Origin of the sequence: Shewanella sp. SM21, from assembly GCF_025654335.1 — a bacterium.
Taxonomy (GTDB): domain Bacteria; phylum Pseudomonadota; class Gammaproteobacteria; order Enterobacterales; family Shewanellaceae; genus Shewanella; species Shewanella oncorhynchi.
In genome coordinates, this window is record NZ_JAKKRL010000009.1 from 234,984 (window position 1) to 249,304 (window position 14,321).

Genomic DNA, 14,321 nt, shown 5'->3' on the forward strand with positions numbered 1-14,321 from the left:
CTAAACTAAATAATCGGCGCCCAGCCCAACAAATAATGCGAGTCCTGCCCAATTGTTATTGAGAAACGCTTTAAAACAAGGGGCTCGTTCGCGATCAAAGATCAGCATTTGCTGGTAAGTACTAAAACCGACAAAAGTCAGTAAACCTAGGCCATAGAGTAAACCACGATCGGCGCTCCAACCGGCGGCGATAAAACAAGCCAGCGCAGCAAGCTGAAATAAACCTATGATTTGGCGGTCATATTTACCGAACAAAATTGCAGTGGATTTAATGCCCACCTTTAAATCATCATCCCTATCGACCATGGCATACATGGTATCGTAGGCGACAGTCCAAAACCAATTGGCCGCAAATAACCACCAAGCCTCGATAGGTACTTCACCCGTCTGCGCGGCGTAAGCCATAGGGATAGACCAACTCCACACCACGCCTAGAAACATCTGCGGCATATTGGTGATGCGTTTAGTGAAGGGATAAATGATAGTGAGGATAATACCAACAACGGATAATTTAACCACTAATCCATTGAGTAATAAGACTAAACCAAAAGCAGACAAACCTAAAACGACGAACAGTATCAAGGCTTCTTTAGTGCTGATTTCACCACTGGCCAGCGGCCGAGATTTAGTACGTTCCACAAAAGAGTCGAGATCGCGATCGGCATAGTCGTTAATAATGCAGCCACAGGCACGCATGATCACCACGCCAATAATAAAGATAACCAATACCTTAAGATCGGGCATACCACCCGCCGCTAACATCAACGCCATCAAGCATGGCCACATCAACAATAGCGTACCTATGGGACGGTCGATTCGAGTAAGACGGGAATACACATCCCACTTCTGCTTTAAATTCATTAACTAGGTACTCCCAATACCCTCAAATTTCCACTCGGTTTCAGGATTAGCATCATATACCCATGCTTCTCCCGATGCGAATTTACGCCCTAAAAGCGTGTCATAAAAAGCTGACATTCATCGCGTTCAGGGCTGGTATTAAAGCGCCTCTAACCGAGCGTAAGCCACCACTAACCACTTGCTGCCAAAGTCAGTAAAGCTCACTTGAACTCGCCCTTGGGCACCGCTGCCCTCAAAGTTGGTCACTTTACCTTCACCAAATTTAGGGTGATTGACTCGTTGGCCGACGTTAAAACCGGTATCGTTTGTCGCAGCCGATTTTGGGGCGCTGAAACGATTATTCGCCATCGGCGTTGAAACCTGCGCCTTAAGACGGATTTCATCCACATATTGCGGCGGGATCTCTTTGATAAAACGCGACGGCCGAGCGTAATCTTCGCGGCCATAAATGCGCCGCGATTCCGCATAGGTTATGTAGAGTTTTTCCATGGCGCGGGTCATGCCCACATAGCAGAGACGGCGTTCTTCATCGAGTCTATCGCCCTCTTCGAGCGCCATTTTACTCGGAAAGATCCCTTCTTCGACACCCGCCATGAACACCATAGTGAACTCTAGCCCTTTGGCAGAGTGCAGCGTCATTAGCTGCACCGCATCGGTAAAGGCATCGGCTTGGCCTTCGCCCGCTTCGAGCGCCGCGTGGGACAGGAAACCGTTAAGTTCACCCATGTCCTCCAGCTCTTCTGGCAGCTCAAAAGTACGCGCCGCCGTGACGAGTTCTTCTAAGTTTTCGATTCTAGCGTGGGCTTTTTCACCCTTTTCGGCTTCATACATGGCCTTAAGGCCCGACGCTTGGATCACAGTATCGGCCATGCGATACAGCACCATATCTTGGGTGTCTTCACGCAATGTCATGATTAAGTCCATGAAACCACGCACAGAATTTGCTGCGCGGCCCGCGAGCACTTTCTCGTCGAGTAAACGCACACTCGCCTGCCACAGGGTTAACTCATGCTGGCGCGCGGTGGAGCGCAAAATATCTAAAGTACGATCGCCAATGCCACGGGGCGGCGTGTTAACTACACGCTCAAACGCAGCATCGTCGTCTTTGTTATTAATTAGCCGCAGGTAACCCATGGCATCTTTAATTTCTTGGCGTTCGAAGAAGCGTAAACCGCCGTAGATACGATAGGCTAAACCTTTGTGTAATAAGGCTTCTTCCAATACCCGCGATTGAGCGTTAGAACGATATAAAATCGCACAATCACTGAGGTTGCCGCCCTTTTCGTGCCAATCATTAATTCGACCGACGATAAAGCGCGCCTCGTCCATTTCATTAAAGGCGCAATAGAGCGAAATCGGATCGCCATCGGCTTCATCCGTCCACAACTCTTTGCCCATACGTTCTGGGTTATTGGCGATTAAGGCGTTGGACGCTTTAAGAATATTGCCCTTCGAGCGATAGTTTTGTTCGAGGCGAATCGTGGTCGCCGTCGGAAAATCTTTTAAGAATCGATGTAGGTTTTCAACCTGAGCACCACGCCAACCGTAAATCGATTGGTCGTCATCACCGACTATCATCACATTGGCAGTTTGACCAGCAAGCACACGGATCCACGCATATTGGATCGCGTTGGTATCTTGGAACTCGTCCACCAAAATATGCTTAAATCTGTCTTGATAATGGGCCAACAAGTGCGGTTTATTGAGCCATAACTCATGGGCACGTAATAGGATTTCGGCAAAATCGACTAAACCCGCGCGGTCACAGGACTCTTGGTAAACCTGATAGATTTTTAACAGATTTTGCTCAAGCGGAAAACCGCCCGCATCGATATGTTTAGGACGTAATCCTTGGTCTTTTTTACCATTGATATAACCCTGAGCTTGGCGTGGAGGATATTGTTTCTCATCCAAATTCAGGCTTTTAAGAATACGTTTGATCAAACGTACTTGATCGTCTGAATCGAGGATTTGGAAGCTTTGCGGTAAACCCGCATCTTGGAAGTGAGTGCGTAACAAGCGATGCGCCAAGCCGTGGAAAGTCCCAATCCACATGCGGCCCATATTGGTGCCAGCGACTTTTTCAACTCGCTCGCGCATCTCAGCCGCAGCTTTATTGGTAAACGTCACCGCAAGAATCGAGTAAGGACTCTGCTGTTCAACCTGCATCAGCCACGCAATGCGGTGGGTCAACACCCGAGTTTTACCACTGCCCGCGCCCGCCAACACTAACATGCTAGATTGCGGTGCCGCGACAGCCTCGCGCTGCTTATCATTCAGGCCGTCTAGTAAAGAAGATACGTCCATTCTCGCCTCCAAAAAATCGAGGAGGCATTATAACAGAAGAAAACCCGCCTGCGCGCTTGATCCTCAAGACAAGAGCCACACCTTGATTTGCACTTATGTTGTAATGACTAAATTGATTAAGCACTGTCATTCCAGTGACACGCCATTAACTCATCCCTGAGGGCTCGACGACGGCATCCATGCCGTCAACGGTCACTTCCATGACAGTGCTTAATCCTATTAACCTTTGCGTATCTCTGCTAGCCAGCAAAGGATGATAAAGCTAAAACGATATCAAGTGATTATCCATCAAACTGTATAAAAAACCGCTACCGCAAAATAGCAGATTCCTATAGCATCATTTATACCAATTGACATGGATGTGGCAGCGACCAAGTCCAACAAGCGATTTATGCCCTGCAAACAGCGCAGCGCATAAATACTAAGACATTATGTGTAAGGATAGGCATGAATTATCATTATTATCTTGATGAAAGTGGAAATTCTGGTGATCTCATTAATAAAAAATTAGATCTCAATTTTGGCAATCAGCCAATTTTCACTTTAGCTTGTGTCGGCCTACTTGATGTAGAAAAAACAAAAAGTGACATTATTGATATAAGAATTAAACATTCTATTTCCGATGTCGAATTAAAGTCATCAACACTATATTTTCAGTGCCCAGAACTATTCTCTGACATCTTTGCTTACTTAAATGAAAAACAGTATCCAATACTAGTTGAGCTTGTTGATAAAAAATATTGCCTTGCAACACATATTGTTAATTACTATATCATCCCTCTCATGGCTGATGAGTCGAATGGGATGGCACAATTGATAAGAAATGGTATCGCTGACTACATAACACATCACTTGCCCGATGAGTGTTTCTTGGCTTTTTTTTCAGCTTGCAACCAGCCATCCGAGACTAGCATCATAGCTGCCTTGGAGACAACACGAGACTTTTTTTCTCAAAGAGTACCTGAATTAGATTTTGCAGAATTAACGGTAAAATCGATAAATTTAACCATTGATGACTATTTTGAAGCCAAAGAAAAATATGGCGAGACCGTTGCTATAGAGAAGTTTTCACCTATACCCGAGAAAACAAAAACTGGTCAGAAAATTAATATATTACCCCATGTACATTCAGTTTTTAATATTCTAGCTAGGCTAAATCAACTTCACAACAAGAATATGAACGAAGTAAATCTCCATCATGATTTACAAAATGAATTCGAAAGTATAATTTTATACTCTAAAAATATCATTGAACAAAAAACAACACCTTACAATGGCCCTCCAGTATTTAACTCTGATTATGATTTTACAAAAAAGGCAAATTTAGACTTTTTAGATTCCAAGTCGCATGTGGGCATACAAATCGCTGATCTTATAGCTGGCTTCATGAGCAGATATATAAATGGCTGGTTATATAAAAATTCAGAAATCCCAAGAATATATCATGAATCATTTTCTAGAATAGTCTCAAACTATAACAATATTCGCTCCCAAGGAGTAAACTTCGTAATTCCACAATCTAAACAACAAATCATTTTCAGAAAACATAATCTATAGATCTAAAACACATAATATGGTGAAACAGAACATCCACAACTCTTTAATGCTTTAAGTGACCAATCAGACAACTCAAAAATCGACGGAATACGCATCCCCTCGGAGTTGCCGCAGGGCGAAATGACAAATTGCGTGAGTCTCGCCATGGATGGCGAGCTAGCTTTCGCAGGTGCAGGGACGCATCCTTCGGAAGCGATAGCAAATTTGGCAATGAGCCCAAGGGGCTTTCAACTCCGTTGGGGGCGTCATGGCTGATTGTTTATAAATAGGAAGGAGGATAGGACGAGCAGTCCTCCTTGGTCGGGTGTGGGGTGAAACCCCACGACTTTGACTTTGATTAAATAATTCAAACAAGAGTTGGGACTGTAACAGGAGTGGCTGTGCTTAACACGACTACCTGAAATAGATAGTAATGCATCGAAACTGAACCCTCCTTCTCGATGAGAATAACTTTAGGTAGCGGCGGATCGCGGTTAGAATACTCACCCTGTTTTTCTTGGTTACTTTTTCGGAAACAATCATGTCCCATTCAGCGCTTAATTCTTTTGATGATTTTTACCAGCTTTTGGCTGACAGCTTGGCGAAGAATAGTCTGATCAAACTATTGTTGAGTAAGTACCGAGGGGCAGATAAAAGCCTGCAGCGCATTACGATTCGACCGATCAGTTTGCAGAATGAACCTGTGCTATCGTTTGTGTATCAGCATCAGACGAATCACATCACAAAAAACCTGAGTTATGACGAAGGGTTAGCCAGCATAAAACTGTTACTCGGTAGCGATTTTAAGAGCGCCCACTTAGCCACGGCGCAGGCAGAAGTTCAGCTTGAGATCAGCAAAAAAGGCAAAGTCCAAATCAGCACACATAACGTTAAACAAACCGTAGCTGCGCCGTTAGAACATGACCGTGAGAAAAAACGTTTTGTGGATATCGAACGTCCCTTCCTGACCAAGCTAGGGGTGACGGACAGCCAACATAATCTTATCCCTGCGATGTCGCGTAAATGGAAGCAAATCAATAAATTTATTGAGGTTTTCAGTCAAGCACTCGAAGCCTCACCCCACAAGAATGACCAACCGATCAATGTGGTCGATTTTGGTTCAGGTAAAGGTTATCTCACCTTTGCAATCCATGATTACCTGCGCCACAGCCTTCACAATGATGCGCAGGTGACTGGGGTGGAATTACGCCAAGCCTTGGCCGATTTATGTAATGAAACAGCGGCAACGCTCGATCATCAAGGATTGTCATTTGTTTGCGGCGATGTGAGAACCCATGCGCCTAAGCAAACCGATGTGATGATCGCCCTTCACGCCTGCGATATCGCCACTGACTATGCGATTCATTATGGCATTCGCGCCAATGCCGACATCATCATGTGTTCACCTTGCTGCCATAAACAAATTCGCCCGCAGATGCACAGCCCAGAGTTGTTCAAACCTATGCTGCAATATGGGGTGCACATGGGCCAACAGGCTGAAATGGTGACGGATTCATTACGTGCGCTATTTTTGGAAGCCAATGGTTATGCGACTAAGGTGTTTGAATTTATCAGCCTAGAACATACCAATAAAAATAAGATGATTTTGGCCGTTAAAAAGCCACAACATAATCAGAAAGACAGCGCCGCAATCCTCGCGCAAATAGCTGACATTAAAGCCTATTACGGTATCAAGGAACACTGCTTAGAAACCTTACTCGCGCAAACCCAAGCCGATTAACGGCCGGCGGTTTACTGGCAAAGCATTAAAACTTTGCGCTCATGACAACCCCGTTGAAATTGAGGCAATCTTTAATTCTTTGCTGCTGAACTGCGCTAAGGGTGTCGATATCGTGGAAGGCAAACTCTGAATGTTCGTGGCTTAAGTGGATCGGCAATGGCTCACCTTCTGCCACATTTTTTGCCACCTCAGGCCCATCAGGCAACAACAGTTCACAACGAAAAATAAAGGCTTGGGATTGATAGGCGCTGTGATAATACACGCCGCTCAAATAGTTAACCCGCACACTTAAGCCTAATTCCTCTTGGCATTCGCGCACTAAGGCCTCGTGAATCGTTTCACCGGGCTCGAGTGCGCCACCGGGCAAACCCCAAGCAAAATTACCATAATTGGCCTTAAGCAACAGTACTTGTCCCTGCGCATTAGTGATAACCGCGTGGCTGCTCAATCTAAAGGTATCGTTAAAGGCCACTCAGTTATCCTTGCATTTCTGTTCGGTACGTATTTGAGATATCAGACTAAATCACTTAGCCGCAAAGGTATTACAACTGGCGAGATTACCCGAATCAAACCCTGTCTTAAACCATTTCACCCGCTGCGCCGAACTGCCGTGGGTAAAAGCATCGGGCTGTACGGCGCGACCCGCCATCTTTTGCAGACGATCGTCACCCACTGCACTGGCGGCGGCAATGCCTTCCGCTAAATCGCCCGCTTCAAGTAAGTTAAGTTGTTGATTGACATAATGCCCCCAAATCCCTGCGTAGCAATCAGCCTGCAATTCAAGTGCGACACTCAATTGATTCGCCTGCACTTTACTGCCAGATTGCTGGGCTTGGCGCACCTTAGTGCTCGTGCCCAGCAGGTTTTGCACATGGTGACCCACCTCGTGGGCAATCACATAGGCAAAGGCAAAATCACCGGGCGCGCCTAAGGTTTTAAGCTCATCAAGAAAGCTAAGATCGATATATACTTTGCTATCGGCAGGGCAATAGAAAGGCCCAGACTGCGCCTGTCCCATACCGCAGCCAGTGGAGGTCATATTGCGATAAAGCACTAACTTAGGCTCTCGATATTGCCCTTTGAGCAACTGGCCCCAAACGGTTTCTGTGGTGCCTAAAATGGCCGCCACAAACTGGGCATTTTCATCCTGTACCGCTGTTGTTGAGCTAGATTGGGATTGGCTAAGATGAGCTTGAGTATTTGGGTCGAGTGACAGACCACCAGTAAAATACTGAAAAGCAATATAAATGCCGCCGATGAGCAACACCACACGACCAAGTTTAGTTCTCAGCAAAAAGGGCAAGAACCTGAGTAACAAGGCACTCGGCACACCCGCAGATGCCATTTGCTGGCCGCGTCTGTCTTCGATATTGGAGCTTCTGTCAGTGTCACGCCAGCGCATCGCATTCCTTCACTCAGTAGTTAAAAACTCTCGTTAAACCGTTCGTTAAATCGCTATTTGAGCCGCTTAGATGCACAGCTCTGATTTCGTATTTGCACTCTAGCGACTAGTGGTTAAAAGCCTAGTGATTAAGAGTCTAGTGATTATTTCGCCTGTGTATCGCTTGTGGGCGCGTCTTTCAGTGAGCGTAAAAACAACCCTAAACCACCAAAGGCCAAAACGAGGATCACGATAAGTTCAAAGGCCGACATAGATTTAAAGTGGAATTGAATCGAGCTGATAACCCCTACAATCAGAGCAGTTATCGAACCTAAACTCAGCAGCCAAGCTAACTTACTCTTAGCATCAAAAAACACCATAACAATGCCGATAATAAACGGCAGCATCACCATGCCTGTAGTAATCGACATGCCTTGCCCAAAGGCATTCACTCGATATAAGCCATAGCCCAGTCCAAAACTAGAGCTCACCTGTATTGCATTGAACAATAAATAAAATCCGCCACACATCATGGCAAGACCCATAAAAAATTGTCCCGTCCCGCCCTGTGTTCCGCCCGCACCTTTCATAGATATCCTTTCTACATTAACGATTTTTGAGTGGCTTGTTCTATGGCCATTTTCAGCCGTTGCTTTTCTTCTAATGCTTTTAATTTTTCATACAAATAAAGGTTTTTATCCGCCTCAGCAACACAGCGCTGTTTATCTCGCATAGGCTCATAAGATTCAACACAGGTTCTTGCACCACAGACTCATTCGGTGCAGACAGATGTCAGCACAGTAAAGAACAAGAGCAGCATAATCAAAGGGAATTTCACCATCAAGCACGCCTCAGTGAATGACCCAAATAACACACCTCATTCATAGGTAACGCCCATATTGCCAATCACACATTTTTGCTAAGTGATATCAAGCTTATTCAGACCCCATGTTGACATAAATTACGCTAAGGCCAACACTCAATGATGAATTTTTATACGCATGAACGACGACACTAAAGTGGATTAGATACACAGTGGCTTAAATAAGGATGCTGCAACGATTCCAATATAAGCCCTACCGTTAACATAAGGAATGCCTTTGAATACGCTATTAATAGGAAAAGGTGAACAACAGGTTCACTTAAATCTTAAGTATGCCAATCGCCATGGGTTAATTGCCGGTGCCACAGGGACAGGCAAAACCGTGTCGCTGATGAGTATTGCCGAAGGTTTTTCACGCCAAGGCGTGCCGGTTTTTATCACAGACGTTAAAGGCGATATCTCGGGTCTAGCGATGGCGGGTACCCCAAGTGAAAAGCTGTTACAAAGGGCAACTCAAATTGGCATTGAGGATTATCACAACGAAGCCAATCCTGTAGTGTTATGGGATTTAGCGGGCGTTCAAGGCCACCCGCTGCGTACCACCATCAGCGAAATGGGCCCGACCTTACTCGGCCGAATTTTAGAATTGAATGACACCCAGAACGGTATTTTAGACATAGTCTTTCAACTGGCGGACGACCAAGGGTTATTACTGCTCGACTTAGATGATCTGCGGGCCATGCTGGCCTTAGTTGCCGAGGAACGCAAAGAAATCTCCGCCAAATATGGTTTAATCAGCGCCCAATCCCTCGCAGCGATTCAACGCTCGGTACTAGGATTAGAGCGCGATGGCGGCAAAGACTTTTTTGGTGAACCCGCGTTACAGCTTGAAGATTTAATGCGCACTAATTTGCAAGGACGCGGCATTATCAATTTATTAGCAGCAAACAAACTGATTTTAACTCCCCGTTTATATTCAAGTTTTTTGCTATGGCTACTCTCAGAATTATTTGAGAATCTGCCCGAAGTCGGCGATCCCGAAAAACCTAAGCTAGTGTTTTTTATCGATGAGGCGCATTTACTCTTTGAGGGTTGCCCACCGAGTCTATTAAAACGCGTCGAACAGATCATGCGCCTAATTCGCTCAAAAGGCGTAGGCGTTTATTTTTGCTCGCAATTTCCTGATGATGTCCCAAACGAAATTCTCGGACAATTAGGTAATCGTATTCAACATGCCCTGCGAGCTTACACGCCAAGGGATCAAAAGGCCGTTAAAACCGCCGCCGAAACCTTTGTGCCTAACCCCAAACTGGTTGTTAGCGACGTCATATCCCAGCTCGCTGTAGGTGAAGCCTTAGTGTCTATGTTAGCCGACAAAGGCGTGCCAACTATGGTCGAGCGCGCACTCATCGCACCGCCACGTTGCCGCATGGGACCCGCCACAAGTGAGGAGTTACAACAAGTCCGTGCCCAAAGCCCGATTGGAGGTAAATACGATCAGTTAATCAACCGCGAATCGGCCTACGAACGCCTTAACCAAAGACGAGTTGGTAACGCCACCAGCGACACCACATCCACAGCAAGTGATGTGCAAACGGGCCAAAAAGCCGAAGAACAAGGTTGGTTCAGTGAACTTATTTTTGGTAATAAGCGCCGCCAAGGGTTAGCTGAAACCTTGTCAAAACAAGCGGCACGCACGGTTGGCAGCCAATTAGGTAAACAAATTTTGCGCGGTATATTAGGTGGCATGCTAGGTAAATCGAGCCGACGTTAGGCATATGGTACTTAGTTATGCCTCCAATTAGGGCCCACTAAAACCACAAACAATGACGAAAATAGAGGTACTGTGTCCTTGTTCGCATATTTCTTATACAGGTTAACGCTAGCATTAGCATTAATTATTCTAAGTGATAGATGGATCATGGTACGGAATTCGGTGATAAGATTATTTTGCTGTAATCGCTCATTGAGGCAAATAAATTCACAGATAATTATCAATGATTTTAGATATTTGTAATTTAAAATGTTGTAATTTGAGATAAAAATTTCGCTTCAATCAGGACGTCATGGAATAGGTTCAATTAAGTACGGCTTACATGATTAGCCTGATGAATAACCAAAGAGTACATGGAGTTTTATATGAGTAAAGAGCAAAAAAACCGTAAAGAATCGAAGAAACAACCGCTGATGTCTCCTAAAGAGAAAAGAGCAGCAAAACATGCGAAAAACGCAACTAAAGGTTTCTTAGATAACACTAAATAGTGTCTTGTTATTAGGAGGTTTGTCCTCTAATAACACAAATAGGGTTAACTTAGGTTAGCCCTTTTTATTGCCCGCTTCATTGAACCAACCAAGGTTTACCTCACAATACAACCTTGCTCAAAACAGTCTCAGATCTCAGTTTTGTGATACAAAAGTAGCAGCTATCGACTATAGCCTAATTGACCTTTTCCAGGTTTTATGTAGTTATATTGAGCTGATTACGGTATTTACCGCTCGAAAGACCCTACATAACACTATAAAAAATAAGGATATTTCATAATGAAAATCAAAAAACGTTTTGTCGCCGTCGGCGCAGCAGTGACCCTCGCACTCAGTGCTGCCGCTATGGCTGCTGCCCCCGCCTTTATCAACATTCTCACAGGCGGCACCAGTGGTGTGTATTACCCTATTGGCGTTGCGCTGTCGCAACTCTACGGCACAGGAATCGAAGGTTCTAAAACCTCAGTTCAAGCAACTAAAGCCTCGGTAGAAAACCTCAATTTATTGCAAGCGGGTCGTGGTGAATTAGCATTCGCTTTAGGTGATTCAGTCGCAGCAGCATATCAAGGTGATATTGATGCAGGCTTTAAAACGCCGCTGGATAAAATCCGAGTACTTGCCTCGGCTTATCCTAACTACATTCAAATCGTCGCCAATAAAGAGTCTGGCATTAAAACCTTGGCTGATTTAAAAGGAAAACGTATCTCAGTGGGTGCCCCTAAATCAGGGACAGAACTCAATGCCAGATCGATTTTCAAGGCTGCGGGATTAAGTTATGAAGACATGGGGAAAGTCGAGTTTTTACCCTATGCCGAATCCGTTGAGCTAATCAAAAATCGTCAATTAGACGCCACTTTACAATCTTCCGGTCTCGGCATGGCAGCTATCCGTGACTTAGCTGCGACTATGGCAATCAACTTTGTTGAAATTCCAGAAGATGTGATCGCTAAGATTAACAATCCCGCCTATCAACATGGCGTGATCCCAGCATCGACCTATGAAGGCCAAACCACCGACGTTTCTACCGTCGCCATTCAAAATTTACTGGTGACTCAAAGCGGTGTATCGGATGATTTAGCCTATCAGATGACAAAACTCATGTTCGAGCACTTAGACCGACTCGGTAACGCGCACTCCGCCGCGAAGACCATCAGCGTAGATAAAGCGACGAAAAATCTGCCAATACCACTGCATCCAGGTGCAGAACGTTATTACAAAGAAGTTGGTGCACTCTAAGTTTTACTGATATCTGTGCATCCTATTCCAAACTAAGCAATTGAGATGCCGTTGAATAACGGCATCTCGTTTATATCATCTCTGTAGTCTAATGCTGTGAGGCATAATATGAGTGATCCCCAACAAGGTCTCAGCGCCAATACTGGCGATTGGCCCAAGGCTCTATTTTATACAGCCTTAATTTTTTCTATTTTTCAAATCATCACTGCCGCTTTTCATCCCGTCTCGACTCAAGTACTGCGTGCCACCCATGTGGGCTTTTTACTGTTAGTGGTTTTTTTAAGTTATCCCGCTAGAGGAAAATCTCAGCCTTGGCAGCCACTCGCTTGGCTACTCGGTCTAGCAGGTATGGCCACAGCGGCTTATCAGTGGTATTTCGAAGCCGACTTAATTCAACGTTCAGGCGATCTGACCGATGCGGATATAGTGATAGGTATCACTTTGATCGTATTAGTGTTTGAAGCAGCGCGCCGAGTCATGGGCTGGGCGCTACCTATCATCTGTAGCATCTTTTTGATGTATGGCTTATTTGGCCAGTATTTACCCGGTGACTTAATGCACCGCGGCTATGGATTCGATCAGATCATCAATCAATTAGCCTTCGGTACCGAAGGGCTATACGGCACACCAACCTATGTGTCGGCGACATATATATTCCTGTTTATTCTCTTCGGCTCCTTTTTAGAACAAGCCGGAATGATCCGTTTATTTACCGACTTTGCCATGGGATTATTTGGCCACAAGCTCGGCGGTCCTGCAAAAGTTGCAGTAGTGTCATCGGCATTGATGGGGACGATTACAGGATCAGGTGTTGCCAACGTGGTCACAACGGGCCAATTTACCATTCCACTCATGAAACGATTCGGTTATCGCCCTGCCTTCGCCGGCGGGGTAGAGGCAACATCGAGTATGGGCAGCCAAATCATGCCGCCGATCATGGGCGCGGTGGCCTTTATCATGGCCGAAACCATTAACGTCCCCTTTATCGAGATAGCCAAAGCGGCATTGATCCCTGCGCTACTTTATTTCTGCTCCGTATTTTGGATGGTGCATTTAGAAGCCAAACGCGCCAATCTCTGTGGTCTGCCTAAAGATCAGTGCCCTAATCCATGGGCGGCAATTAAAGAGCGTTGGTATCTCCTTATCCCCTTGTTTATTTTAGTCTACTTGCTGTTTTCGGGTAGAACGCCGCTGTTCTCAGGCATGGTAGGACTCGCCCTCACATCGATAGTAATTTTAGGCTCAGCCATAGTACTGCGGCTTTCCTCAATGGCAATGCGCATTGCCTTTTGGATTGCCCTTGGCATCCTTTGCGCTGGCTTTTTCCAACTCGGGATCGGGGTCGTATTTGGGGTTATCGCCTTATTAGTCGCCATTTGTTGGTTTATTAAAGGCGGCAGAGATACTCTCACCATCTGCTTGCATGCACTGGTAGAAGGCGCCCGTCATGCCGTGCCTGTGGGTATCGCCTGTGCTTTAGTCGGTGTGATTATCGGCATAGTGTCACTGACAGGAATTGCCTCGACCTTCGCGAGCTATATTCTTGCCGTTGGCCAAGATAACTTGTTCTTATCACTCGTGTTAACTATGGTCACTTGCCTAGTACTCGGCATGGGGATCCCCACAATCCCTAACTACATTATTACTAGCTCGATTGCCGCTCCCGCATTACTCGACCTCGGTGTGCCACTGATTGTGTCGCATATGTTTGTATTTTATTTCGGCATCATGGCCGATCTCACGCCTCCCGTTGCCTTAGCCTGTTTTGCCGCGGCGCCAATCGCTAAGGAATCAGGCCTTAAGATCAGCCTTTGGGCAATCCGTATCGCCATTGCAGGTTTTGTGATCCCCTTTATGGCGGTTTACGATCCCGCTTTGATGCTTCAAGGTGATAGCTGGTTAGCCACTGGGTTTGTCTTGCTAAAAGCGACTGTGGGTATTGGTATTTGGGGCGTCATCTTTACCGGATATCTATTACAAAAACTCTACTGGTGGGAACGCGTTATCGGCTTCCTTGCAGGTGCTAGCTTAATTCTTGCTACGCCGTTGAGTGATGAAATTGGCTTTGGGCTCGCACTGCTATTTATCGTGCAACACAGCTGGCGAGCACGCAAACTCAAACGTCTCGCAGAGCAAGGATAAACTCTTGAGATTATTGGTCGTTAATCAGTCTT

11 protein-coding genes and 1 pseudogene are annotated in these 14,321 nt (G+C 45.7%); 6 read left to right on the forward strand and 6 right to left on the reverse strand.

The window, feature by feature from the left end:
- Together ubiA and uvrD are read right to left on the reverse strand one after the other, a co-directional pair.
- Positions 1–861 (reverse strand): 4-hydroxybenzoate octaprenyltransferase, encoded by an 861-nt coding sequence (ubiA, locus tag L5L94_RS14275; protein ID WP_263163724.1) that lies wholly within the window; start codon positions 859–861, stop codon positions 1–3.
- Between the two features lie 138 nt (positions 862–999).
- Entirely contained in the window at positions 1,000–3,168 is a 2,169-nt protein-coding gene (gene uvrD / locus L5L94_RS14280) for a DNA helicase II (RefSeq protein ID WP_263163726.1), read from the reverse strand.
- A 447-nt stretch (positions 3,169–3,615) separates the two neighbouring features.
- On the opposite strand from uvrD, the gene L5L94_RS14285 reads away from it, so the two are divergent.
- Both L5L94_RS14285 and L5L94_RS14290 read left to right on the forward strand, forming a co-directional pair.
- On the forward strand, positions 3,616–4,725 hold the full coding sequence (locus tag L5L94_RS14285; RefSeq protein WP_263163728.1) for a DUF3800 domain-containing protein: 1,110 nt from the start codon (positions 3,616–3,618) through the stop codon (positions 4,723–4,725).
- A gap of 520 nt (positions 4,726–5,245) precedes the next feature.
- Positions 5,246–6,445, forward strand: a complete 1,200-nt coding sequence (locus L5L94_RS14290) for a class I SAM-dependent methyltransferase (protein ID WP_263163730.1) — start codon at positions 5,246–5,248, stop codon at positions 6,443–6,445.
- A 25-nt stretch (positions 6,446–6,470) separates the two neighbouring features.
- On the opposite strand, the gene L5L94_RS14295 is transcribed toward L5L94_RS14290, so the two are convergent.
- The 4 genes and pseudogenes from L5L94_RS14295 to L5L94_RS21830 all read right to left on the reverse strand — a co-directional run bounded on the left by L5L94_RS14295 (position 6,471) and on the right by L5L94_RS21830 (position 8,667).
- Positions 6,471–6,917 (reverse strand): NUDIX hydrolase, encoded by a 447-nt coding sequence (locus L5L94_RS14295; RefSeq protein WP_263148579.1) that lies wholly within the window; start codon positions 6,915–6,917, stop codon positions 6,471–6,473.
- Positions 6,918–6,968: 51 nt separating this feature from the next.
- Entirely contained in the window at positions 6,969–7,847 is an 879-nt protein-coding gene (locus tag L5L94_RS14300) for a neutral zinc metallopeptidase (RefSeq protein ID WP_131524218.1), read from the reverse strand.
- A 143-nt stretch (positions 7,848–7,990) separates the two neighbouring features.
- Positions 7,991–8,416 (reverse strand): hypothetical protein, encoded by a 426-nt coding sequence (locus L5L94_RS14305; protein WP_263163732.1) that lies wholly within the window; start codon positions 8,414–8,416, stop codon positions 7,991–7,993.
- A gap of 11 nt (positions 8,417–8,427) precedes the next feature.
- Positions 8,428–8,667: pseudogene (locus L5L94_RS21830) on the reverse strand (hypothetical protein).
- A gap of 259 nt (positions 8,668–8,926) precedes the next feature.
- On the opposite strand from L5L94_RS21830, the gene L5L94_RS14315 reads away from it, so the two are divergent.
- From L5L94_RS14315 to L5L94_RS14330, 4 genes are all read left to right on the forward strand, one after another.
- Positions 8,927–10,423 carry a DUF853 domain-containing protein gene (locus L5L94_RS14315; RefSeq protein ID WP_263163736.1) on the forward strand — a complete coding sequence of 499 codons (1,497 nt, stop codon included), beginning with the start codon at positions 8,927–8,929 and terminating at the stop codon, positions 10,421–10,423.
- Positions 10,424–10,788: 365 nt separating this feature from the next.
- On the forward strand, positions 10,789–10,911 hold the full coding sequence (locus L5L94_RS14320; RefSeq protein WP_105250371.1) for a hypothetical protein: 123 nt from the start codon (positions 10,789–10,791) through the stop codon (positions 10,909–10,911).
- A 279-nt stretch (positions 10,912–11,190) separates the two neighbouring features.
- Positions 11,191–12,147 (forward strand): TAXI family TRAP transporter solute-binding subunit, encoded by a 957-nt coding sequence (locus L5L94_RS14325; RefSeq protein ID WP_263163737.1) that lies wholly within the window; start codon positions 11,191–11,193, stop codon positions 12,145–12,147.
- 108 nt (positions 12,148–12,255) lie between these two features.
- Positions 12,256–14,289 carry a TRAP transporter permease gene (locus L5L94_RS14330; protein ID WP_131524216.1) on the forward strand — a complete coding sequence of 678 codons (2,034 nt, stop codon included), beginning with the start codon at positions 12,256–12,258 and terminating at the stop codon, positions 14,287–14,289.
- Positions 14,290–14,321 lie beyond the last annotated feature (32 nt).

Bases quoted from the DNA above. Each gene is read 5' to 3' on its own strand.
- ubiA (WP_263163724.1), bottom strand. From the start codon at position 861: ATGAATTTAAAGCAGAAGTGGGATGTGTATTCCCGTCTTACTCGAATC.
- uvrD (WP_263163726.1), bottom strand. From the start codon at position 3,168: ATGGACGTATCTTCTTTACTAGACGGCCTGAATGATAAGCAGCGCGAG.
- L5L94_RS14285 (WP_263163728.1), top strand. From the start codon at position 3,616: ATGAATTATCATTATTATCTTGATGAAAGTGGAAATTCTGGTGATCTC.
- L5L94_RS14290 (WP_263163730.1), top strand. From the start codon at position 5,246: ATGTCCCATTCAGCGCTTAATTCTTTTGATGATTTTTACCAGCTTTTG.
- L5L94_RS14300 (WP_131524218.1), bottom strand. From the start codon at position 7,847: ATGCGCTGGCGTGACACTGACAGAAGCTCCAATATCGAAGACAGACGC.
- L5L94_RS14305 (WP_263163732.1), bottom strand. From the start codon at position 8,416: ATGAAAGGTGCGGGCGGAACACAGGGCGGGACGGGACAATTTTTTATG.
- L5L94_RS14320 (WP_105250371.1), top strand. From the start codon at position 10,789: ATGAGTAAAGAGCAAAAAAACCGTAAAGAATCGAAGAAACAACCGCTG.
- L5L94_RS14325 (WP_263163737.1), top strand. From the start codon at position 11,191: ATGAAAATCAAAAAACGTTTTGTCGCCGTCGGCGCAGCAGTGACCCTC.
- L5L94_RS14330 (WP_131524216.1), top strand. From the start codon at position 12,256: ATGAGTGATCCCCAACAAGGTCTCAGCGCCAATACTGGCGATTGGCCC.